The following is a 20,330-nucleotide window of genomic DNA, read 5'->3' as shown; positions in this document are numbered from 1 at the left end:
CCGTGACCAAACGCACAGGCGCTATTAAATGGATGAAATCAGCCAGGCACATTTATTGTCCGGCTTTTAGACCGCTCAGCCCAAGGCGGCCACGCAGCTAGCAATGAAACACCAACAGCCCCTAAAATGCCCCGATGCGCGATGATCTCTCTCTCTTGTTAAATTCTCTCAACGATGCCCAACGTCAGGCCGTCACGGCCAGTGTCGGGCGTCAGTTGGTCCTGGCCGGCGCTGGTTCCGGCAAAACCCGTGTGCTGGTGCACCGTATCGCCTGGCTGATCCAGGTCGAAAACGCGTCCCCACACTCCGTGCTGTCGGTGACGTTCACCAACAAGGCCGCTGCCGAGATGCGCCACCGCATCGAGCAGTTGATGGGTATCAACCCGGCAGGCATGTGGGTCGGCACCTTCCACGGCCTGGCTCACCGTCTGCTGCGGGCTCACTGGCAAGAAGCCGGCCTTAGCCAGACATTCCAGATCCTCGACAGCGACGACCAGCAACGCCTGGTCAAGCGTGTGATCCGTGAGCTGGGGCTGGATGAACAGCGCTGGCCCGTACGTCAGGCCCAGTGGTTTATCAACGGTCAAAAAGACGAAGGCCTTCGCCCCAAACATATCCAGGCCAGCGGCGACTTGTTCCTGGCCACCATGCGCAATATTTACGAGGCCTATGAGGTCGCGTGCCAACGCGCCGGTGTGATCGATTTTTCCGAGCTGCTGCTGCGTGCCCTTGATTTGTGGCGCGACAACCCGGGCTTGCTGGCGCATTACCAGAAACGCTTCCGGCACATCCTGGTAGACGAATTCCAGGATACCAACGCCGTGCAATATGCCTGGCTGCGGTTGCTGGCCCAGGGCGGCGACAGCCTGATGGTGGTCGGTGATGACGACCAGTCGATCTACGGCTGGCGCGGCGCAAAAATCGAAAACATCTATCAGTACTCAACCGACTTCCCGGATGCCGAGACCATTCGTCTGGAGCAAAATTACCGCTCCACGGCGGGCATCCTCAAAGCGGCCAATGCCCTGATTGCCAACAACACCGGGCGCATGGGCAAAGAGCTGTGGACTGACGGCGGCGAAGGCGAAGCCATCAATCTGTACGCCGCGTTCAACGAACATGACGAAGCGCGCTACGTGGTCGAAACCATCGAAAGCGCTCTGAAAACCGGCATCGCCCATAGCGATATCGCCATCTTGTACCGTTCCAACGCCCAGTCGCGAGTGCTTGAAGAAGCCTTGCTGCGCGAGCGCATCCCTTACCGCATCTATGGCGGCCAGCGCTTCTTCGAACGCGCGGAAATCAAAAATGCCATGGCCTATATGCGCCTGCTCGAAGGTCGCGGCAATGATGCGGCGCTGGAGCGGGTGATTAACGTACCTGCCCGAGGCATTGGCGAAAAAACCGTCGAAGCCATTCGCGAACACGCACGTCACAGCGACGTGTCGATGTGGGAAGCAATGCGCCAGCTGATCGCCAATAAAGCCCTGCCGGGCCGTGCTTCGGGTGCCATTGCCGGCTTTATGGAACTGATCGAAAACCTCGCGGCAAAAGTCATGGACATGCCTCTGCATCTGATGACGCAAACCGTGATCGAGCAAAGCGGGCTGATTGCCTACCATCAGGCGGAAAAAGGCGAAAAAGGCCAGGCCCGGGTAGAAAACCTTGAGGAGCTGGTCAGCGCAGCACGCAACTTTGAGAACAATGACGAAGACGAAGAGCTGTCGCCATTGGCCGCCTTCCTCGGGCATGCCTCACTGGAGGCTGGCGATACCCAGGCCGAAGAGCATGAAGACGGTATTCAGCTGATGACGCTGCACAGCGCCAAAGGCCTGGAGTTCCCGTACGTGTTCCTGGTAGGCATGGAAGAAGGCCTGTTCCCGCACAAAATGAGCCTGGAAGAGCCCGGTCGCCTCGAAGAGGAACGACGCCTGGCCTACGTAGGCATTACCCGCGCCATGCAAAACCTGGTGATGACCTACGCAGAAACCCGACGCCTGTACGGCAGCGAAACCTACAATAAGGTTTCACGCTTCGTACGCGAAGTACCAAAGGGTCTGATCCAGGAAGTCCGACTATCCAACAGTGTCAGTCGTCCTTTCGGCGGCGGTCAAAAGCAGAGCGCCAGCACCCTGTTTGGTGGTTCGGAGATTCCCGAAACCGAATTCAAGCTCGGCCAGATGGTCAAGCATGCGGTCTTCGGCGAAGGCGTCATCCTCAATTTCGAGGGTGCAGGTGCCCAGGCACGGGTACAGGTCAACTTCAGCGAAGGCAGCAAATGGCTGATGATGGGCTACGCCAAACTTGAGGCGGTCTGACAGCAACCCGACAGCTTGGCGGGAATAAGGTAAGACAAACCGCTGTGGGAGCGAGCCTGCTCGCGAAGAGAGCACATCAGTCAATATTATTGTTGGCTGATACACCGCTTTCGCGAGCAGGCTCGCTCCCACATGTTCTCCTACGCAAAATAAATCCTAGCCCTACAAACAAATAAGCAAAAGCCCGAAACACTTCACCGCTAGCCAGTCACAACTCATCTGTGCAACATGGCGCGCGTGATATCCACAAATGGGAACCCCTTATGAAACGTTTTCTTAGCATCGCCATGGCGTTGTGCATCGGCTTGACGATGAGCATCGACGCGAACGCCAAGCGCTTCGGTGGCGGCAAAAGCGCGGGTGCAGCGCCTAGCCACCAAACGCGTCAAGCTGCTCCAGCTGCAGCCCCGGCGGCTGCCGGTGCCGCAGGCGCCGCAGCCAAGGCCGGCGGTGCTTCGCGCTGGCTCGGCCCTCTGGCCGGCCTCGCTGCCGGTGGCCTGCTGGCGTCCATGTTCATGGGCGGCGGCTTCCAGGGCATGCAGTTCTTCGACATCCTGATCATGGCGGTTATCGCCTTCCTGATCTTCCGCTTTATCGCGGCCCGTCGTCGCAAACAAGCTGACATGATGGCCCCTGCTGGCCACGCACCCATGCAACGCGAAGCGTTCGACGCCAAGCCTGCTGCTTCGATCTTCGGTGGTTCGGCTGCCCCTGCAGCACGTCCGGTGATCAACGCTCCAGCCTGGTTTAACGAGCAAAACTTCCTGGAAGCCGCGCGCAACCATTTCCAGTCCCTGCAACAGCACTGGGATGCCAACGAAATGGACAAGATCGCCGAGTTCGTGACCCCGCAGATGCTCGACTTCCTCAAGCGTGAACGCGCTGAGCTGGGTGATGGCTTCCAGTCCACCTACATCGACAACCTGACCGTGCAACTGGACGGCCTGGACGATCGCGCAGACAAAACCATTGCAACCCTGACCTTCAGCGGCGTGTCGAAAAACTCGCGCTTTGACCAGGGCGAAGCCTTCAGCGAAAGCTGGAACATGGAACGTCAGCAAGGCGACAACCAGCCTTGGCTGGTGGCAGGTATCCGCCAGAACGGCTAACCCTGCGAGTTACACATGCGTTTACCAAAGCCCCGGACTTGTCCGGGGCTTTGCATTTCACGATTGCACTTATAACGAGCTACTGTATAAAGCGCGTCATATAAACCGCGCCATAGAGCATGAGGATGAGGTCGTGGAAGAGATTATTGAAGAGCTACGCGAAAAAAACGAGCCTGTACCGGTTCCCCTGGAACTGCCTGAAGAAGACCAGTTGGTGGAAATCGAAGAGCAGCTGTTCATCGATATTCCATTTGTCTTCAGAGAATTTCTGCTGACCGTCAGTGACGTGGTGTATGGCAGCCTGGAGCCGGTCACAGTGACCGACCCACAATCGCACACCTATCTGCCGGAAGTGGCGGCAAATGCCTGGGATGCTGGCGTTGATCGCAGCCTGATCCCTATTTGCCAGGACGGCGACGACTACTACTGCGTGGAAGAAGACGGCACCGTGGTGCTGTGGTCCGGCGAAGAAGAACTCGTCACTGAAGAAACCTGGGAATCGGTCTGGCACTGGGCGCGCGACGTCTGGCTGGAAAGCTGATACCTCCAGGGTTGGTTGACGTTTCGTTGTGAGCCACAACGAAACATCAACAGCCCCCGGGCATCCCCGCTTTCCAGCCATTGGTCAGCGGGCTGTCAGTGCCCCCCCTCCTTGTGGTTATCCAGCGTTTCCAGCAGTGCAACCTGCATGCGCGTGTGAATCCGGATAAACCAGCGCCACAACAGCGCCGCAACCCCCGCCGCCACCACCGCAATCACCATCAGCAACTCGTTGGTGGGCAGGATGCTTGCCGACAAGGCCGACAGCAGCAGAAAAATCACCAGCAACGACAGAATCGGGATGACTTCCGAGATCACCCGGCGCACGCGCTGCGTATGGCGCCCTGCCATTTCCGGCTTGACCCCCATCTCGGCCAGTAGCATCGAAAGCGCCTTGAGCTTGCGATACGCCGCAATCAGGAACGGCAACGACAGCAGCAAAGCAGCCCCCCAGATCATCCCTTTTTGCCAGCTCGGCTCCAGAATCCAGCCCTGCAAATAACGGCCGATGCGCGGTGCGAAATAACCGCCGGCAAAGAAAATAGCGATGACCAGGGCCAGATTGACCCCAACTTGCAGCAAGATCTTGCGAATCATGGCCGCCAACAACGCCCCTTCGCCCTGTGGCTGAATACTGCGCAGCCATTCGCCATATAACCCCAACACCCGTGACAAGCGACCAGGCACCACCTGTGCCAGCTTGAGCGAGAGCGGGTCTGCGGCGCGAATCAGGTAAGGGGTCATCAGGGTGGTCAATACGGAGACGGCCACTGCTACGGGGTACAGGAAGCTGCTGGTGACCTGCAATGTCATACCCAGCGCCGCGATAATGAAAGAAAACTCCCCAATCTGCGAAAGCCCCATTCCGACTCGCAGCGAGGTACGTCCATCATTGCCTGCGATAAAGGCCCCCAAACCGCAGGAGAGCATCTTGCCCAGCACCACGGCGATAGTGATCACCACAATTGGCAGCGCGTACTCCAGCAGGATGGCCGGGTCGAGCATCAACCCGATGGCGACAAAGAATATTGCACTGAACAAATCACGCACCGGTTCAATCAGACGCTCGATTTTCAGTAACTGACGCGATTCGGCCATGATTGCACCGATCAAAAACGCCCCGAGCACCATGCTGTATTCCAGCTTGACCACCAGCAGGCAAAAGCCAAAACACAGGCCCAGCACAGTGATCAGCAGCATTTCATTGCTTTCGAATCGGGCTACATACGCCAGCACACGCGGCACCAGCAAAATGCCGATAACCAACGCCACGATCATAAACAATGACAATTTACCGACGGTCGAAAAAACCTCTTCGGGGCTGACGCTGCCGCTGACCGCAATGCTCGACAGCAGCGCAATAATCCCGATACCCAAAATGTCTTCAACGATCAGCACGCCAAAAATCAGCTGGGCAAAGCGCTCGTTTTTCATCTTGAGGTCGTTGAGGGCCTTGACGATGATGGTGGTAGATGAAATGGCCAGGATGGCGCCCAGAAACAGCGAATCCATGGTGTTCCAGTCGAACCAGCGGCCAATTTCATAACCAATCCAGATCATCAGCGTGATTTCCATAAACGCTGCGATAAAGGCTGTGGCCCCGACCTTGAACAACTTGCGCAGGCTGAACTCCAGCCCCAGACAGAACATCAAAAAGATCACCCCCAGCTCAGCCAGGGTCTTGATCGTTTCTTCATCGTGAATCAGGCCAAACGGCGGGGTGTGCGGGCCGATAATAAAACCTGCAACGATATAGCCCAGTACCACCGGCTGTTTGAACCTGTGGAAAAGAATCGTCACCACACCTGCGACCAGCATGATGACTGCCAGATCCTGAATAAAACTGATGGCATGCATGGCGTGGCACTCCTTGTTTGATATTCACCAGGCAACATGACGACAGACACAGCCTGTCAGGCCGCGCGTATCGACTGTTTAAAATGTAGGAAGTATCCGACTAACGGACTTTTGCAGGTTAACACCGCGACTTGCGACAGAAAGGCGGTGCAATATATGGAAACAGATAGAGATAAGCGTGACGGCAGCCAACACGGCAGCGTCCCGTTAATCACTGTTTCAAAAATCGACAAGTATCCACAGAGATACCCATTTCACTGCTGCAACACAACCACGAGCCTGCTGCTATGGAACCCGGAAACTCCCAACTGTCGATGACGGTCTTGATGACCCCGGACATGGCCAATTTTTCTGGCAATGTTCACGGCGGAACCCTGCTCAAGTACCTCGATGAAGTCGCCTATGCCTGCGCCAGCCGCTATGCGGGGCGGTATGTGGTCACCTTGTCGGTGGATCAGGTGATTTTTCGCGAGCCGATTCATGTCGGTGAACTGGTGACCTTCCTCGCCTCGGTCAACTACACCGGCAACACCTCGATGGAAGTTGGCATCAAGGTCGTTACCGAAAATATCCGCGAGCGCTCGGTGCGCCACACCAACAGCTGCTTCTTCACCATGGTAGCCGTGGACGACGACCGTAAGCCGGCCGCTGTTCCGCCGTTGCAGCCAGTGAACAGCGAAGACAAGCGCCGCTTTATCCAGGGCAAGCAACGCCGCCAGATCCGTCAGGAGCTGGAGCAGCGCTACCGCGAGCTAAAAGACGAAACACTGTAAGCCCGCTCCCACAGGTTTTGTTCAGTTTGCTTACAAACTGATCGGCACTGCCTCAAACCGCACACGCGGATGGGCAATGCGGTCCTGGGCCCGTACCAGCTGCAATTCATAGCTGGTGCAGGCCTGGGTTTCCAGCAACACCTCATGCACCGCCGCAGCGGTAAATTCAAACGCAGCCACCAGGCTGTCGCCCAGCAGCACTCTCGCCAGGAACAAACCTGAGGTCAGGTCGCCTACGCCCACTGGCTGGCGCGGGAAGGCAAGCAGCGGCCGACGCAAGTGCCAGTTGCCCTCTGCCGTGACCAGCAGCATCTCGAAACTTTCAGGCGGTTTGCCCGGATACGACAAATGCTTCACCAGCACCGCTTTCGGGCCGCGGGCCAGCAAGCTGCGGGCCATGGCCAGGCAGTCAAACAACGATTGCGGATGGCGGCCGCAAAAACTGTCCAGTTCGAGTTGGTTGGGGCACAAAAAATCGGCCATAGCGGCAGCTTCTTCAAGCAGAAAGTCACTGACTTCCTGAGGCACGATACAACCTTTCTCCGGGTGCCCCATTACCGGGTCGCACAGGTACAGTGCATGGGGATTAACAGCCTTGATACGCGCCACCCCGCTTAAAATGGCCCGCCCCTGCGCCGCACTGCCCAGGTAACCGGACAAGACCGCATCACAGCTGCCCAGCTCGCCGATGGCGGCGATTCCGTCGACCAGCGAAGGAATTTGCTCGGGAGCCAACACTTCCCCCGTCCACTGGCCATACTGAGTGTGATTGGAGAATTGCACCGTGTTCAGAGGCCAGACATTCACCCCGACGCGCTGCATGGGAAAAACCGCTGCGCTGTTGCCGGCATGGCCGAAAACCACGTGGGATTGGATGGCGAGTAAATGAGGTGTACGTTTCATGCCGGATTCCAGACTACGGGTGGATTCAAGCCACGCAGTATGCGACCAAACGCGGCCTGTACGACAGGTTGAAGACGCAGTTAAGCTGAGCACAATCTGTTGGAGCACATGTAATGCTGACCCTGGGAAATATGTTCGTCCTCATGCTGCTGGCTGCAGGCGCTGCCTGGCTGTGGCACAACCATGGGCTGCGCGAGCGGGCGCTGGAGCGGGTCAAGCAACACTGCAAAAACCTCGATATCGAACTGCTCGATGAAAACGTGGCGCTTAAAAAAATCGGTCTGATCCCCGACGCCAACGGCCATAAACGCCTGGCCCGTGTGTATAACTTTGAATTCACGGTGACCGGTGATCAGCGTCATACCGGAACCATCACCCAGTTCGGCGCCCACAGCGTAAAAATCGAGCTCCCGCCCTACCCGTTCAAGACCGAAGCCGAGCCAAGTGTCATTCCCAGCGCTCAGGTGATCGAACTCAGCCAGTGGCGCCAGGAACACAGCAAGACCCGCCACTGAGCCCTGCCTTTCAGCGCCTGCATGCCGGGCGCCTGTGGATAACTTTCCGCGCAACCTCGCTAAAACCATTGAGATAGACACCTCCGTGAGGTTTTAACGGTGCAAATCTCCTGCGCACACTTCAAGTTGTAGGACAATTTTACCAGCACAGAACCCGCTAAAACCCTGGGTTTTATGCCTCGCAACACGGGCCTGCTACCTAAAAAACCTCCTTGAGTAGACAACTTTCCAGCCCCGAGCAAAGCAAATCCAGATCCTGGGGCTGAGCAAAAATCAATTCGAGGCGTGAATCCTTGCGCCACTCACTCGATCTCCATTGCGCGATCGAGTTATCCACAGAATTGTTCGAAAACCAGCCCGCCGAACCATGAATAACCAGCTTTGCACGCTGCCAATCCAGGCTTTCGAGCCACTGTTGCAACAGATCCAGGTCAAATTGCCGAGAGGGGTGCCAGCGCCAACCTGCGCTCCATCCTTCGGGCTGATGTTGAGTCATCACCATCGGCGTACGCGGGTCGGAAAACACACTGCCAATATGATTAAAATCCCTATAAATCAATGAGTTATCCACAGCATGAGCGATATTCATATAGGCTACAGGCAGCGTATTTAAAGGGATGCGGCCATGCTCGACCCATAAAACAGGGCACTTTGGCAGGCTGCATGCAATCTGCTCACGTTGCTCATTTGGGACACTATTAGATTTATTCATGACCAGTAAACCGGCACTTTTCAGGGCCTCTTGCTGGGTTTTTGGCAAAGGTTTGCCCTGAGCCATCGCTTGCGCATCGAGCACCATGACGCACGGCTGGAGGGCCAAAACCCCCAGCCAGGGCGCTTCACCGAGCTGCTTTAGAATCTGTGCGGGATGGCCTAAACCGGAAGGCTCGATAAACAGGCGATCGGGCCTGGACTTGCGCAAAAGGCGACTCAAACCGATCTGAAAAGGCGCGCCATTGACGCAGCACACACAGCCACCCGCCACTTCGGTGATAGCAATGTCATCGCTTCCCTGGCTCATCAGGGCCGCATCCAGGCCGATCTGACCGAACTCATTGACCAGCACCGCCCAGCGTTCGTGTGGCGGTTTGTGCGCCATCAGGTGCTGAATCAGACTGGTTTTGCCGGCGCCAAGCGGCCCGGCAATCACGTGGGTAGGTATGTTTTGCAACATGAGGCCAGCTTCTGTACGGATTGAAGCAAGCAATATGCCTCAGGCCAGCCAATCGAGGGTCAAAATCAGCCTGCGCTCGCCCGGTGCCAGTGCCGGCGAACGATGGATCAACCCCGCTCCCTCGTTACCCTGCCACTTCTCCCCCTTGAGCAAGGCAACTTCACCGGCGTTTATTTGCTGAATCAACTCTGCACGGGCGGGTTCGGCCTGCACCTGCCCTAACTGACGACGCTCCATTACGCCTTCCTGCAGCCACTGGCTACCAATCCCTGCATAAGTGGTAATAAGACGTACAGGTACATGGTCCACATGAAAGCGGGGGCACATGGCTTTATCCAGGGCTCTGAGACGCAGCCCAATGCGTTTTGCGCCCAACAGGCACGCGTAGGCACTCACCAGCCAGGAAACGTCTGCAATAAAGCCTGCATAGCCTTCCAGATCATTAAACCTGGCAGCCAAGCCTGTCAGGTTGGGCTGAGCCTTTTCGTTGGGCATATCTATCACGATGGCGTCAGCCAATGGCTCGTCCAGCGAAAGCAATAAAGCCCCGAAATCGACGATATGCACAGGTAACTGACGCTGCCAGATCGCCAGGTTGACGTCTTCATCCAGAATTCGGGTCATGATTTCAGGCGTCTGCCCACGAACCTGATCGATCAACGGCTGAGCGGTAAAGGCAAATGCATTCTTCATGCAGCCACCTCTTCATACCAGTCGCCAAAAGGATCGCTCAGCAATTTCCAGCTCGCTTCGCCCAGGGCCATTTCAGCATCGTTGAGCAAGCAGGCATCGAGTTCAGCCGTCAGCCGGTCGAAGTCGATGTGCTGACCGATAAACACCAATTCCTGGCGGCAATCTCCCGTATCCGGCAGCCATTTTTGCAATATTTCTGCCTTGGCTTGCGGCTCCTGCGGCCATTGGTCGCGGGGCACAAAGCGCCACCAGCGACCGGCAAACCCATAGCGCATCAGACCGCCAGCCTGAGACCAACTGCCCGCCTCCTGAAATTTACTGGCCAGCCAGAAAAAACCTTTGGAGCGCAGCAGTTTGCCATTAGTCCAGGGCCGCTCGATAAAATTGAAAAAACGTTCGGGATGAAAAGGCCGGCGCGCACGATAGGCACTGGAGGCGATGCCGTACTCTTCGGTTTCGGGCACATGCTCACCGCGTAACTCTTGCAACCAGCCCGGTGCCTGCGCCGCACGGTCAAAGTCAAACCGGCCGGTATCGAGAATTTTATGCAGCGCAATTTCACCCATGACCATAGGCATTATTTCGGCCTGAGCGTTGAGGCGTTGCAGAATGGCCATTAATTCTTGCCGTTCGTCGGAACTTATTAAATCAATTTTGCTGATTAAAATGACGTCAGCGAACTCAACTTGTTCGATCAATAAATCAGTAATTGACCGTTCGTCTGATTCTCCAAGGGTTTCACCCCGTGAATCCAGGCTCTCTGCGGCTTGATAATCCTGAAGAAAATTCAGCCCGTCGACCACTGTAACCATTGTATCCAGGCGGGCAATATCGGCCAGGCTTTGTCCTGATTCATCACGAAACGTAAAAGTTTCTGCCACAGGCAGCGGTTCTGAAATACCGGTCGACTCGATCAATAAATAATCAAATCGACCCTCCCTGGCCAGTGCGCTGACCTCTTCAAGCAAGTCTTCACGCAGGGTGCAACAGATGCAGCCGTTGCTCATTTCGACCAGTTTTTCTTCAGCCCGGTTCAAGGTCACATCGCGCTGTACTTCACCGCCATCAATATTTATTTCGCTCATATCGTTAACGATCACGGCCACGCGCAAGTTGTCGCGGTTGCGCAAAATATAATTGAGCAGCGTGCTTTTACCTGCACCTAAAAAGCCTGAGAGAACAGTTACAGGAAGACGATTCGACATCTGGATATTTCCTCATCAGGGCTGCAGGTCAAAACGCCCGCTTGGCAGTCAATCCGATACCGGATCAATAAATGATACATTATAACAATACATTTAAGACAACCCTGAAGTGACGAACGTACTGTTTTTCTGTTCGTTAACCCACGCCATATGGCTGCTGGCGGGCGGATTTTTCTGAAAATAAGCGATTAATCCGTTAAATAAACCCTCGGCTACCGCCTGTTGATGACGCGCGGTGATCAAGCGCTCGCTGTCGCGGGGGTTGGACATAAAGCCCGTCTCTACCAGAATCGACGGAATATCCGGCGACTTGAGCACGGCAAAACCGGCCTGTTCCACGCGTTTTTGATGCAGTGAGGTGATGCCCGAAAGGCTGCCCAGAATGGTGTTGCCCAACTGCAAACTGGCCGCGATGGTGGCATTCATGGACATATCGAGGATCACGCCTGCGAGCATCGGGTCTTTGTCTTTAAGGTTCAAAAGGCGGGTGGCACCGAGCAGATCCACACCATTTTCACGCTGTGCCATATACCGCGCTGTGGCCGATGTGGCACCACCCTCCGAGAGCGCGTACACCGATGCTCCAGACGCCGTAAGGCGCGGCGCGGCGTCTGCATGCACCGAAATAAACAGGTCTGCATTGTGCTTGTGAGCGACTTCTACCCGCTTGCGCAGGGGGACAAAGAAATCATCATTGCGCACCAGCCGTGCATCAAAGCCTTTTTCACGCTTGAGGCGCTTGGCCAGCAGCTGGGCGATGGACAAAACAACATCCTTTTCACGATGGCCTTTGGCGCTCGTCGCACCCGGATCCTTACCCCCGTGCCCGGGGTCAATCACCACAATAATGTCGCGTTTGGGGTGTGTGTTGCTTGGCGTTGCCGCTGCCACACCCAGTTTGGCGACCGCACTTTTGGCCAGGTCTAGCACCAGCCTGTGACCTTGCCCGCCCTGGGGTGGCAGCAGAAAACTGCTGAGCTGAACCGGCTCATCCAGGTCCAGCACGATGCGCGTATCACCCTGGCCGTAATGCCCGGAGCGAATCGAACGCAGGCCCGTATTGGCCAGTACCAACTCACTGAAATCCCCCTTCAGGCTGGCACCACTCACATCAATAATCAGCCGATCGGGAGCCGTTAATGAGAAGGTTTTGTACTGCACCGGCCCACTCAGATCCAGAACCAGACGCAAGGTATTCCCGGTGCGCCATAGCCTGGCGTGCTGAATTTGGGCAGCTGAAATTCCCAGCGGCAATGTGAATACGGAACTGGCAAGCAGCCAGTTGAGCAGTTGACGTCTGTGCATGGCCTGTACCGCAGATAAGGGAGCATCCGTACTCAAGATTGCTGTGTGTATGCCCCAGCAAAAAAGCATCGTCGACTTTATAGTTATAATATAACATGTCAAAACACTCTGCGACGGATCTCACTTTATGAATGCGCTGACTTTGCCAGATATCGCCGCGCAGTCATCCCAGCAAGCAATAGCGCTTGAATGGGTCGGTATGTGCGGCATTGCTTCCCCGGTATTAATCAACGGCCAACGCCTCAGCGCGAAAATAGATGCCGGCGTCAATCTCGTAGATGCCACTGCACGGGGCATTCACATGTCTCGCCTGTATCTGGCGTTGGATCAGCTGGAAACGGAAAACCTTACGCCTGCCCTGCTCAGGCAACTATTGCAGTGCTTTCTCGACAGCCACGAAGGTTTATCGAACAAAGCCTATGTGCGAATTCACAGCGATGTACTGCTCAAACGCTCGGCCTTAGTCAGCCCATTGGCAGGCTGGAAAAGCTATCCAACAAGCATTGAAGCGAGTTTGAAAAACGGAATGTTCCACGTGGAACTAAAAATTCTCGTGAGTTACTCCTCCACATGCCCCTGCTCAGCGGCGCTCGCACGGCAATTAATACAGCGACAATTCATCGATGATTTCGCCAACACATCACTGCAACACGCAGATGTTCTTGCTTGGCTCGGTAGTTCAAAAGGTATCGTGGCCACACCACACAGCCAGCGAAGCGCTGCACATCTAACGATTCGTTTGGGACATCAGTTCCCACAACTGCCTCTGGAAACAATCATCAATAACGCCGAAGGCGCATTAGGGACTGCCGTTCAAACAGCGGTAAAACGCGCCGACGAACAAGCCTTCGCACTGGCCAACGGTCAAAACTTGATGTTCTGCGAAGACGCGGCCCGAAGGCTCAACACGGTGTTGCAGAAAACTTCTGGCGTGGAGGCGTTCAAACTTAAAGTTGTTCACGCAGAAAGTTTGCACAGCCATGACGCCGTGGCCGAAAGCTTTTGGAATTGGGAGGCGTGATGATCGCTTGTCAGCATCTGACTTGGGGCGTTCCGGGTCAGCCCCTCACTCCAGCGCTAAATATGAACCTGGTCAAAGGCAGCCTCACAGCCGTAATAGGCGCCAATGGTTGCGGCAAAAGCAGTTTGCTCAAAGTGATTGCGGGGCTGCAAAAGCCGCTCTCGGGAAAAGTTGTGCTGGATGTTCCACGCCAAGGCAACGTGGCCTTTATGCCTCAACAACAATTTATGGATCGGCAATTCCCCATCAGTTTGCAAGAGTTGGTGGCTGCGGGATTTTGGGGCAAGAAGCAAACGGCCCAACAACGAAACGACCGGTTGAACGCTGTCTTGGCAGACTGGCATTTAGACGGCCTGGAACACCGACCGCTTATGGCCCTGTCGGGCGGTGAATTGCAACGCTCGCTTCTGGCCCGCTTATGCCTTGCCGATGCCTCGGTGTTGCTACTGGATGAACCCCATGCAGCTCTCGATGAACTGGGGCAAGAACTGCTCTGGCAACATATCCAGAGATGGCAAACCGAAGGCCGAACGTTGCTGGTTGTGTGCCATGACCTTAACGCCGTTCGCAAACATATCCCCCAAACATTATTGATTAAAAGCAGCGGCAACTTACTGGCGCCGACCGAGCAACTGATCAACCCGCCGCAGGTCGCCTGATGGTTATCGCCAGCCAGTTATGGCAACCGTTCCAGGAATTTGTCTTTATGCGCCGAGCCTTATTTGGCGGTCTGGTACTGGCATGTAGCACGGCCCCCCTGGGCGTTTTTTTGATCTTGCGGCGCATGAGTTTGATTGGTGATGCAGTCGCACACGGCATTCTCCCCGGAGCTGCGCTGGGTTTTTGGTTTGCCGGGCTGAGCCTGCCTGCTTTGACATTGGGGGGGTTGGGGGCGGGTTTGAGCATGGCCGGAGTGTCAGCCTGGATCACTCGGCGCACCGGCTTGCGTGAAGATGCCAGCCTCGCGGCGATTTACCCGATCTCATTGGCCAGCGGCATATTGATCCTTGGCATCGCCGGTAAACGTCTTGATCTGCTCCATCTGTTGTTTGGTTCAGCCTTGGCCGTCGACAGCCAGACGCTCACGGGCATGCTCTGGGTAACCGGCTTCAGCATGCTGCTGATGGCAGCCATCTACCGCCCATTGTTGCTCGACACCCTGGATCCTCTATTCCTTCGCAGTGTCAGTCGGCTGGGGCCATTGGCTCACGGGCTATTCCTGACATTGGTGGTGTTGAATCTGGTGATCGGCTTTCAGGCTATCGGCGCACTGATGGTGGTTGGCCTGATGATGTTGCCGGCTATTGCCTCGCGCTTCTGGAGCCGTCGACTGCCTGTGCTGATCCTGATCTCGGCTGCGATTGGCTGCGTTTCGGTTTGGCTGGGCCTTTTGCTGTCGTTTTATTACTCACTGCCCAGCGGCCCGGCCATCGTGCTGATAGCGGGTTGCAGCTATGCGTTGTCTGTCATTTTTGGTCCGGTACACGGTTTGCTGCGCCGACCGCCTTTGCTGTCATCCCGATGAGGTGCAACACGATGCGTGCTCTACCCATGATATTCAGTATGTGCGTGGCGATGGGCTTGTCCCTTGGCGTCGCGGCTCAGACACCGAAAATACCTGTCGTTGCCAGCTTCAGCATTCTCGGCGACATGACCCGGGCAATCGGCGGCGAACATGTGCACGTCAGCGCGCTGGTCGGCCCTGATGAGGATGCACATACCTATGAGCCCACCCCGGACGATGCCAAGGCACTGCTCAATGCCAAGATCATTATCAAAAATGGCCTGGGGTTCGAGCCCTGGCTTGATCGCCTGGTGAGCAGTACCGAAACCCCGGGGGCTATCGTGACTGCCAGCAAAGGAGTGGCTGCTCACACGATGGAGGAAGACGGCGAAACCATCCCCGACCCTCACGCCTGGCACAACCTGACAAACGCAAAACTGTATGTGAACAACATCACTCAAGCGCTGATCAAGGCCGACCCGGCCGATGAGGCGTACTACAACCGCAACCTTGCGGCTTATCTGAAAAAGCTGGATCGACTGCAAGCCGAGGCCATAACAGATCTGGGCAACCTGCCCGCCGGCAATCGCCGTATCGTGACCTCCCATGATGCCTTCGGCTATCTGGGCCAGGCCTATGGCATCGACTTTATGGCACCTCAGGGCTTGTCCACTGAGCGCGAACCTTCGGCCGCTGAAGTCGCTTCGCTGATTCGTCAGATACGGGCCGACAAGGTGAGGGCCGTATTTATGGAGAACATTAAAGACTCGCGTCTGTTGCAGCAGATTGCCGATGAAAGTGGCGCACAAATTGGTGGCACGCTGTACTCCGATGCCCTGGCCAGTGAAGGTCCGGCCAGCACTTTTCTTGGCCTTTTCGAATACAACCTCACCACCCTGCACAACGCATTGAGCACACCATGATCCGAAAAAATCCATCAGGCGACTTGCCACAAATCGCCGAGTCCGCCTATGTCGACAGAACGGCCATCATTTGCGGCAAAGTAGTGATCGGCGAAAACGTATTTGTCGGACCGTACGCCGTGATCCGCGCCGATGAAGTCGACAAGGACGGCGGCATGCAACCGATCAGCATCGGCGCTAATTCAAATATTCAGGACGGCGTGGTCATTCACTCAAAGTCCGGCGCGGCGGTCATCATTGGTGAAAACACTTCGATAGCACATCGTTCCATCGTTCACGGGCCATGCCGTGTTGGCGATAGGGTATTTATCGGTTTCAACAGTGTGCTGTTCAATTGCGAGTTGGGTGATGGCTGTGTGGTGCGGCATAACTCGGTCGTGGATGGCCGCGACCTGCCGGATAACTTCTATGTGCCGTCCACGACCCGAATCGGACCAAACACGGACCTGAGCCAATTTGCGCCAGTGAGTGTTAGCGCATCGGAGTTTTCAGAAGATGTAGCGCGCACCAATGTGGATTTGGTGCGCGGCTATAAAGCGCTGCAAAACGAGTTCTGATCAAGTACGCGGTTTGACGGTTCCACAGTTTTGTCCCAACCAGACAGCACGGGTATCCATGCTGCCCTTCTGCTGTATCCCGGTCGCATTGAAGGTGCCATTTACTTGGGTGGTGAACTCCCGATCACTGGCAAACGTTGCCACACCTGCGCCCTGGGCTTTTGGACAACTAAAGCGAAACTTCCACTGATTTCCACTACGCTCAGTGATCTGCTGGTTACACCCAGACTTGGGGTCAGTCAGCGGAATGTTGTCTGACTTCACTTGCTCGGGCGTCAGGCACACCCGCACACCTTTGCCCGCCATGGTCAGCCCCTGGCTTTCCAGTTGGGCTTTTTGTTCCGGGGTCAGCATATTCTGTAATTGGCCTAACATTACCTGCAGTTCAGGCAGCTGTTGGCCATCTACCTGCATATTGCTGGAGCTGAGTTCCCAAAGCCCCGGTTGCAGCATCTGGGCCTGAGCCACAGGAATCGAAAAACCACAGGCCATGAACAACCCAAGCAGACGAACATTCATCAAGCAACTCCTACGCGATTGTCAGCGTTAGACGTCAAAAAAGGGCAAGTGTTGCGCCCGCAAACAAATAGGACATTCATAACAGATCATGGTCTGTTAGTACTGGCATTAGACATTTTGGAGTAAGGATACGCATGGATTATCTAGGCCCGCACGTACTTGGTTATCTGATTTTATTAATCCACAGCTTAGGCCTGATTGCCGCCGTGCATGCAGTGCTGACGGTCAGGACTGCGCAGGGCTCGATTGCCTGGGCTATGTCGCTGTTCTTTATTCCTTACTTCACGCTGATCCCGTATCTGATCTTTGGCCGTAGTACTTTTGACGATTACATTCGAGCCCGACGCGATGCCAACCAGGAAATGCGTGAAGCCATCACCCATCTGAGCTGGCGCCCATGGGTCGAAGAAGCACTGGCCGCACGCAGCTCAAAAGCCTACGCCTCGCTGCGCGCAATGCCCAGACTGGGTCGCATGCCATGCCTGGCCAACAACAGCGTGCGCCTGTTGATCAATGGCACGGCGACATTTGACGCCATTTTCGATGCCATTCGCTCAGCCAGAGAAGTGGTGCTGGTGCAGTTTTTTATCATCCACGACGATGACCTGGGCATGAAACTGCATGCACTGCTGCTCGAAAAAGCCGCGCAAGGGGTCGCGGTGCATCTGCTGTATGACAGTATCGGCAGCCATGCCTTGCCAAAAGTTTATGCCGAGACCCTGCGCGCAGGTGGCGTGCAAACTTATGCGTTTGCCACCCGTGGCGGCTGGATCAGTCGTTTCCAGGTCAACTTCCGTAACCATCGCAAAGTGGTGGTCGTGGATGGCGTGCGCGGTTTTGTCGGCGGCCATAACGTTGGCGATGAGTATCTGGGTGCCAAGCCCCCGCTGTCGCCGTGGCGCGATACCCATGTGGAAGTCACCGGCCCTGTTGTGGCCTGCCTGCAGGAGTCGTTTGCCGAGGACTGGTTCTGGGCCGCACGCAAACTGCCGCCCCTGATCCTGCCACAAAGCTACCCGGACGGTGGCGTGCTCTGCCAGTTCCTGGCCAGCGGCCCGGCAGATCCATACGAAACCTGTTCGCTGTTTTTCGTTGAAGCTATCCATGCCGCCAATCAACGGGTGTGGATTACCAGCCCTTACTTTGTACCTGACGAAGCGGTGTTTTCCGCGCTCAGGCTCGCCGTGCTGCGCGGCGTGGATGTACGCATCCTGATACCTTCACGCCCGGACCACAAAGTCGTGTACGCCGCATCCAGCCTGTATGCCTTCGAGGCAGTACGCGCAGGCGTACGGATCTTCCGTTACCAGCCCGGTTTTGTGCATCAAAAAGTAGTACTGGTCGATGACGAGATCAGCGCCATTGGCAGCGCCAATATGGACAACCGCTCGTTCCGTCTCAACTTTGAAGTCATGCTGCTGACCGTCGACCAAGACTTCGCCAGGCAAGTCGAGCATATGCTGCTTGATGACTTCGCACTGGCCCGTGAAATCACTGATGCCGATATCAAAGCCACACACCGTTTGCAGCAACTGGGCATGCGAATAGCCAGACTGGTTTCACCGGTTTTATAGCTGTGTAGGACGGATCTGAATTACTCAGGGCAGGCAAAAGCGTCAAGCAGGATTCCATAAACTGAATGGCCCGGAATAACCCGGGCCGTTCAGTTTAAGGAATAAAAATAATGAGATTCTCGTTAATGGGTGTGCTCTTCACTATCAGCACGCTTGCTTCAGCTCAGGCCAAAGACACCCCTCACACCCCGCCGCTAATCAACGTAGAAGTGGGCCAGCCAACGTTTATCCACCGGCTGCACTACAAGAAGATGTATAGCGAAAAGCCCTTTGAAGAAGCGGTGTTGTACTACTACGACAATGGCCTCTACAAAATCATCTCCCCGGGAGAGAACCATTACGGCGTGTATGTGGTGGAGGGAGATTTTACTGACGACCAGTACCGCATCAGTTACATCTCCCTCCCCTCACCGGACTGGGGCGGCAATGTCGCCCGCCACGACCTTGTTTTCAACAAAAGCTCACTGACGTTTGAGCAAAAAGCCCTGGCCAAGGTTGATCAAAATATCGGGCTCCAGAATGGGCGCTTCGTCCTGGACAGAAACCTGATACAAGACCCGCAACCCATCACCTGGGAAACCCACGCTCAGCGGTAAATATCCGCCCTGGTCGGTGGTAACTCCAACGAGCCATCGGCATGGGGCTTGGTCGCCAGAATCTGGTCGATGTTGATCCAGCCATGGGCAAAGGCGTAGGCACAACCGGCCAGATACAAACGCCAGATCCGCAGGGCCTGCTCCGGTACCTGCTTGGCGGCAGCATCCAGTTTTTGCTCCAGGCGCTGGCTCCAATGCTCCAGCGTACGCGCGTAATGCAGGCGCAAACTTTCAACATCGACCACTTCCAACCCGGCCTCGCTGATTTCGGCAGTCATCATCGACAGATGCGGCAACTCGCCATTGGGGAACACATAACGATCGATAAAATCCCCTGCACCCCGACCAACCTGGCGGCCATCGGTGTGCTTGGAAGTGATCCCGTGGTTCATCACCAACCCGCCTTCGCGCACCGCTCTGGAGAGAATTTCGCAGTATTCGCGCAGGTTGGCGTGCCCGACGTGTTCAAACATCCCGACGCTGACGATTTTGTCGAACCGGCCATCCTGCGGTAGATCGCGATAATCGAGCAGTTGCAGATCAACCTTGTCTTGCAGACCTTCAGCGTTGACGCGCTCACGGGCAAGTTTGAGTTGTTCCTTGCTTAGGGTAATCCCGAATACCTTGACCCCATATTCGCGTGCGGCAAACCGCGCCAGCCCGCCCCAACCGCAGCCTACATCCAGCAAGTATTCGCCGGGCTTGAGTCGCAGCTTGCGGCATAACAGACGAAACTTGGCTTGCTGGGCTTCGTCCAGACTCTCTTCCCCGGTTTCAAAATAACCACAGGAATACGCCATGTCGCGATCAAGCCACAGCTGGTAGAAGTCATTGGACAGGTCGTAGTGATAAGAGATGGACTCGGCGTCAGTCGCCTTGTCGTGATAAACCCGGGGTGGCGGGGCGTAGTCATCATCATCTACCAGCGCCTGGCTCAACTCATCGCATACCCGAATCGCTTCGCTGATAGAGCCTTCCAGTTCAAGCCGACCCTCAACGAAGGCACTGCCCAGCAAGTCGAGGCTGGGGTGGGTAAATTGAGCCACCAGGGTCGGGTCCTTGACCACGATCGTGACGCTGGGCGTCGGGCCGAAATTGAACTCGTGCCCGTCCCACAGCCTCAGGCGTAATGGAAGTTGAAGTTTCTGTAAGGCCGGTGGAAGTTGCGCGAGCATCTGTAATCCTCCTTCATTTCAGATATCAAAACTATAGGTTAGACGAATAACGAAAACTGTCAGCTTCGC

The 20,330-nt window shown here is 55.8% G+C and carries 20 protein-coding genes; 12 read left to right on the top strand and 8 right to left on the bottom strand.

Features of this window, described 5'->3' with window-relative positions:
* The first annotated feature begins 134 nt into the window (after nucleotides 1–134).
* The 3 genes from uvrD (at nucleotide 135) to FHL07_RS10110 (ending at nucleotide 3,968) form a co-directional block, all read left to right on the top strand.
* Nucleotides 135–2,318, top strand: coding sequence for a DNA helicase II (uvrD, locus tag FHL07_RS10120; protein WP_094999547.1), 2,184 nt, complete (start codon nucleotides 135–137; stop codon nucleotides 2,316–2,318).
* Between the two features lie 263 nt (nucleotides 2,319–2,581).
* On the top strand, nucleotides 2,582–3,427 hold the full coding sequence (locus FHL07_RS10115) for a Tim44 domain-containing protein (RefSeq protein WP_094999548.1): 846 nt from the start codon (nucleotides 2,582–2,584) through the stop codon (nucleotides 3,425–3,427).
* 133 nt (nucleotides 3,428–3,560) lie between these two features.
* Complete coding sequence (locus FHL07_RS10110; protein WP_016782918.1) at nucleotides 3,561–3,968, top strand: SMI1/KNR4 family protein; 408 nt, start codon at nucleotides 3,561–3,563, stop codon at nucleotides 3,966–3,968.
* Nucleotides 3,969–4,063: 95 nt separating this feature from the next.
* Here the strand turns inward: FHL07_RS10110 and FHL07_RS10105 are convergent, their stop codons facing one another.
* Nucleotides 4,064–5,824, bottom strand: coding sequence for a cation:proton antiporter (locus FHL07_RS10105; protein ID WP_094999549.1), 1,761 nt, complete (start codon nucleotides 5,822–5,824; stop codon nucleotides 4,064–4,066).
* Nucleotides 5,825–6,111: 287 nt separating this feature from the next.
* Here FHL07_RS10105 and FHL07_RS10100 point away from each other — a divergent pair, with 287 nt between their 5' ends.
* On the top strand, nucleotides 6,112–6,597 hold the full coding sequence (locus FHL07_RS10100) for an acyl-CoA thioesterase (protein WP_094999550.1): 486 nt from the start codon (nucleotides 6,112–6,114) through the stop codon (nucleotides 6,595–6,597).
* A gap of 30 nt (nucleotides 6,598–6,627) precedes the next feature.
* On the opposite strand, the gene pdxY is transcribed toward FHL07_RS10100, so the two are convergent.
* Complete coding sequence (pdxY, locus tag FHL07_RS10095) at nucleotides 6,628–7,500, bottom strand: pyridoxal kinase PdxY (protein WP_095020586.1); 873 nt, start codon at nucleotides 7,498–7,500, stop codon at nucleotides 6,628–6,630.
* A gap of 113 nt (nucleotides 7,501–7,613) precedes the next feature.
* Between pdxY and FHL07_RS10090 the strand changes: the two genes are divergently transcribed.
* Entirely contained in the window at nucleotides 7,614–8,015 is a 402-nt protein-coding gene (locus FHL07_RS10090) for a DUF3301 domain-containing protein (RefSeq protein WP_138738429.1), read from the top strand.
* Between the two features lie 199 nt (nucleotides 8,016–8,214).
* Here the strand turns inward: FHL07_RS10090 and FHL07_RS10085 are convergent, their stop codons facing one another.
* From FHL07_RS10085 to FHL07_RS10070, 4 genes are all read right to left on the bottom strand, one after another.
* Nucleotides 8,215–9,189 carry a CobW family GTP-binding protein gene (locus FHL07_RS10085; RefSeq protein ID WP_138738428.1) on the bottom strand — a complete coding sequence of 325 codons (975 nt, stop codon included), beginning with the start codon at nucleotides 9,187–9,189 and terminating at the stop codon, nucleotides 8,215–8,217.
* Nucleotides 9,190–9,228: 39 nt separating this feature from the next.
* Complete coding sequence (locus FHL07_RS10080; RefSeq protein ID WP_095017938.1) at nucleotides 9,229–9,882, bottom strand: DUF1826 domain-containing protein; 654 nt, start codon at nucleotides 9,880–9,882, stop codon at nucleotides 9,229–9,231.
* Nucleotides 9,879–11,087: a zinc metallochaperone GTPase ZigA gene (zigA, locus tag FHL07_RS10075; protein ID WP_138738427.1), complete on the bottom strand. Its 1,209-nt coding sequence runs from the start codon at nucleotides 11,085–11,087 to the stop codon at nucleotides 9,879–9,881. The genes FHL07_RS10080 and zigA overlap by 4 nt, the downstream gene beginning before the upstream one ends.
* Before the next feature lie 93 nt (nucleotides 11,088–11,180).
* Nucleotides 11,181–12,392: an N-acetylmuramoyl-L-alanine amidase gene (locus tag FHL07_RS10070; protein ID WP_094999556.1), complete on the bottom strand. Its 1,212-nt coding sequence runs from the start codon at nucleotides 12,390–12,392 to the stop codon at nucleotides 11,181–11,183.
* Nucleotides 12,393–12,519: 127 nt separating this feature from the next.
* Between FHL07_RS10070 and folE2 the strand changes: the two genes are divergently transcribed.
* From folE2 to FHL07_RS10045, 5 genes are read left to right on the top strand one after another with little or no spacing between them, the layout of a single operon-like run.
* The gene (gene folE2 / locus FHL07_RS10065) at nucleotides 12,520–13,413 is read left to right on the top strand and encodes a GTP cyclohydrolase FolE2 (RefSeq protein WP_095024797.1); all 894 of its coding nucleotides are present in this window, start codon (nucleotides 12,520–12,522) and stop codon (nucleotides 13,411–13,413) included.
* On the top strand, nucleotides 13,413–14,072 hold the full coding sequence (locus FHL07_RS10060; protein ID WP_138738426.1) for a metal ABC transporter ATP-binding protein: 660 nt from the start codon (nucleotides 13,413–13,415) through the stop codon (nucleotides 14,070–14,072). The genes folE2 and FHL07_RS10060 overlap by 1 nt, the downstream gene beginning before the upstream one ends.
* The gene (locus FHL07_RS10055) at nucleotides 14,072–14,938 is read left to right on the top strand and encodes a metal ABC transporter permease (protein WP_095026785.1); all 867 of its coding nucleotides are present in this window, start codon (nucleotides 14,072–14,074) and stop codon (nucleotides 14,936–14,938) included. Before FHL07_RS10060 ends, FHL07_RS10055 begins: the two co-directional genes overlap by 1 nt.
* An 11-nt stretch (nucleotides 14,939–14,949) precedes the next feature.
* On the top strand, nucleotides 14,950–15,840 hold the full coding sequence (locus FHL07_RS10050; protein WP_095026784.1) for a metal ABC transporter substrate-binding protein: 891 nt from the start codon (nucleotides 14,950–14,952) through the stop codon (nucleotides 15,838–15,840).
* On the top strand, nucleotides 15,837–16,397 hold the full coding sequence (locus tag FHL07_RS10045; protein WP_095020592.1) for a gamma carbonic anhydrase family protein: 561 nt from the start codon (nucleotides 15,837–15,839) through the stop codon (nucleotides 16,395–16,397). Before FHL07_RS10050 ends, FHL07_RS10045 begins: the two co-directional genes overlap by 4 nt.
* Here FHL07_RS10045 and FHL07_RS10040 read toward each other — a convergent pair whose 3' ends face one another.
* Entirely contained in the window at nucleotides 16,398–16,916 is a 519-nt protein-coding gene (locus tag FHL07_RS10040; protein ID WP_138738425.1) for a DUF3617 domain-containing protein, read from the bottom strand. It lies immediately after the preceding gene.
* Between the two features lie 134 nt (nucleotides 16,917–17,050).
* Between FHL07_RS10040 and cls the strand changes: the two genes are divergently transcribed.
* On the top strand, nucleotides 17,051–18,490 hold the full coding sequence (cls, locus tag FHL07_RS10035) for a cardiolipin synthase (protein ID WP_095023139.1): 1,440 nt from the start codon (nucleotides 17,051–17,053) through the stop codon (nucleotides 18,488–18,490).
* A 110-nt stretch (nucleotides 18,491–18,600) separates the two neighbouring features.
* Entirely contained in the window at nucleotides 18,601–19,086 is a 486-nt protein-coding gene (locus tag FHL07_RS10030) for a hypothetical protein (RefSeq protein WP_095017933.1), read from the top strand.
* On the opposite strand, the gene cfaB is transcribed toward FHL07_RS10030, so the two are convergent.
* Nucleotides 19,077–20,261, bottom strand: a complete 1,185-nt coding sequence (gene cfaB, locus FHL07_RS10025; RefSeq protein ID WP_088378578.1) for a C17 cyclopropane fatty acid synthase CfaB — start codon at nucleotides 20,259–20,261, stop codon at nucleotides 19,077–19,079. The genes FHL07_RS10030 and cfaB overlap by 10 nt on opposite strands.
* Nucleotides 20,262–20,330: the final 69 nt, after the last annotated feature.

This window comes from Pseudomonas sp. FSL W7-0098 (genome assembly GCF_005930585.1).
GTDB classification, from domain to species: domain Bacteria; phylum Pseudomonadota; class Gammaproteobacteria; order Pseudomonadales; family Pseudomonadaceae; genus Aquipseudomonas; species Aquipseudomonas bubulae.
Note: the sequence above shows the minus strand (reverse complement) of the source record. Positions and strands in the feature narration are given on the sequence as shown.

Coding starts and splice junctions, on each gene's coding strand:
- uvrD (WP_094999547.1), top strand. CDS start 135: ATGCGCGATGATCTCTCTCTCTTGTTAAATTCTCTCAACGATGCCCAA.
- FHL07_RS10115 (WP_094999548.1), top strand. CDS start 2,582: ATGAAACGTTTTCTTAGCATCGCCATGGCGTTGTGCATCGGCTTGACG.
- FHL07_RS10105 (WP_094999549.1), bottom strand. CDS start 5,824: ATGCATGCCATCAGTTTTATTCAGGATCTGGCAGTCATCATGCTGGTC.
- FHL07_RS10100 (WP_094999550.1), top strand. CDS start 6,112: ATGGAACCCGGAAACTCCCAACTGTCGATGACGGTCTTGATGACCCCG.
- pdxY (WP_095020586.1), bottom strand. CDS start 7,500: ATGAAACGTACACCTCATTTACTCGCCATCCAATCCCACGTGGTTTTC.
- FHL07_RS10090 (WP_138738429.1), top strand. CDS start 7,614: ATGCTGACCCTGGGAAATATGTTCGTCCTCATGCTGCTGGCTGCAGGC.
- FHL07_RS10085 (WP_138738428.1), bottom strand. CDS start 9,189: ATGTTGCAAAACATACCTACCCACGTGATTGCCGGGCCGCTTGGCGCC.
- FHL07_RS10080 (WP_095017938.1), bottom strand. CDS start 9,882: ATGAAGAATGCATTTGCCTTTACCGCTCAGCCGTTGATCGATCAGGTT.
- zigA (WP_138738427.1), bottom strand. CDS start 11,087: ATGTCGAATCGTCTTCCTGTAACTGTTCTCTCAGGCTTTTTAGGTGCA.
- FHL07_RS10070 (WP_094999556.1), bottom strand. CDS start 12,392: ATGCACAGACGTCAACTGCTCAACTGGCTGCTTGCCAGTTCCGTATTC.
- folE2 (WP_095024797.1), top strand. CDS start 12,520: ATGAATGCGCTGACTTTGCCAGATATCGCCGCGCAGTCATCCCAGCAA.
- FHL07_RS10060 (WP_138738426.1), top strand. CDS start 13,413: ATGATCGCTTGTCAGCATCTGACTTGGGGCGTTCCGGGTCAGCCCCTC.
- FHL07_RS10055 (WP_095026785.1), top strand. CDS start 14,072: ATGGTTATCGCCAGCCAGTTATGGCAACCGTTCCAGGAATTTGTCTTT.
- FHL07_RS10050 (WP_095026784.1), top strand. CDS start 14,950: ATGCGTGCTCTACCCATGATATTCAGTATGTGCGTGGCGATGGGCTTG.
- FHL07_RS10045 (WP_095020592.1), top strand. CDS start 15,837: ATGATCCGAAAAAATCCATCAGGCGACTTGCCACAAATCGCCGAGTCC.
- FHL07_RS10040 (WP_138738425.1), bottom strand. CDS start 16,916: ATGAATGTTCGTCTGCTTGGGTTGTTCATGGCCTGTGGTTTTTCGATT.
- cls (WP_095023139.1), top strand. CDS start 17,051: ATGGATTATCTAGGCCCGCACGTACTTGGTTATCTGATTTTATTAATC.
- FHL07_RS10030 (WP_095017933.1), top strand. CDS start 18,601: ATGAGATTCTCGTTAATGGGTGTGCTCTTCACTATCAGCACGCTTGCT.
- cfaB (WP_088378578.1), bottom strand. CDS start 20,261: ATGCTCGCGCAACTTCCACCGGCCTTACAGAAACTTCAACTTCCATTA.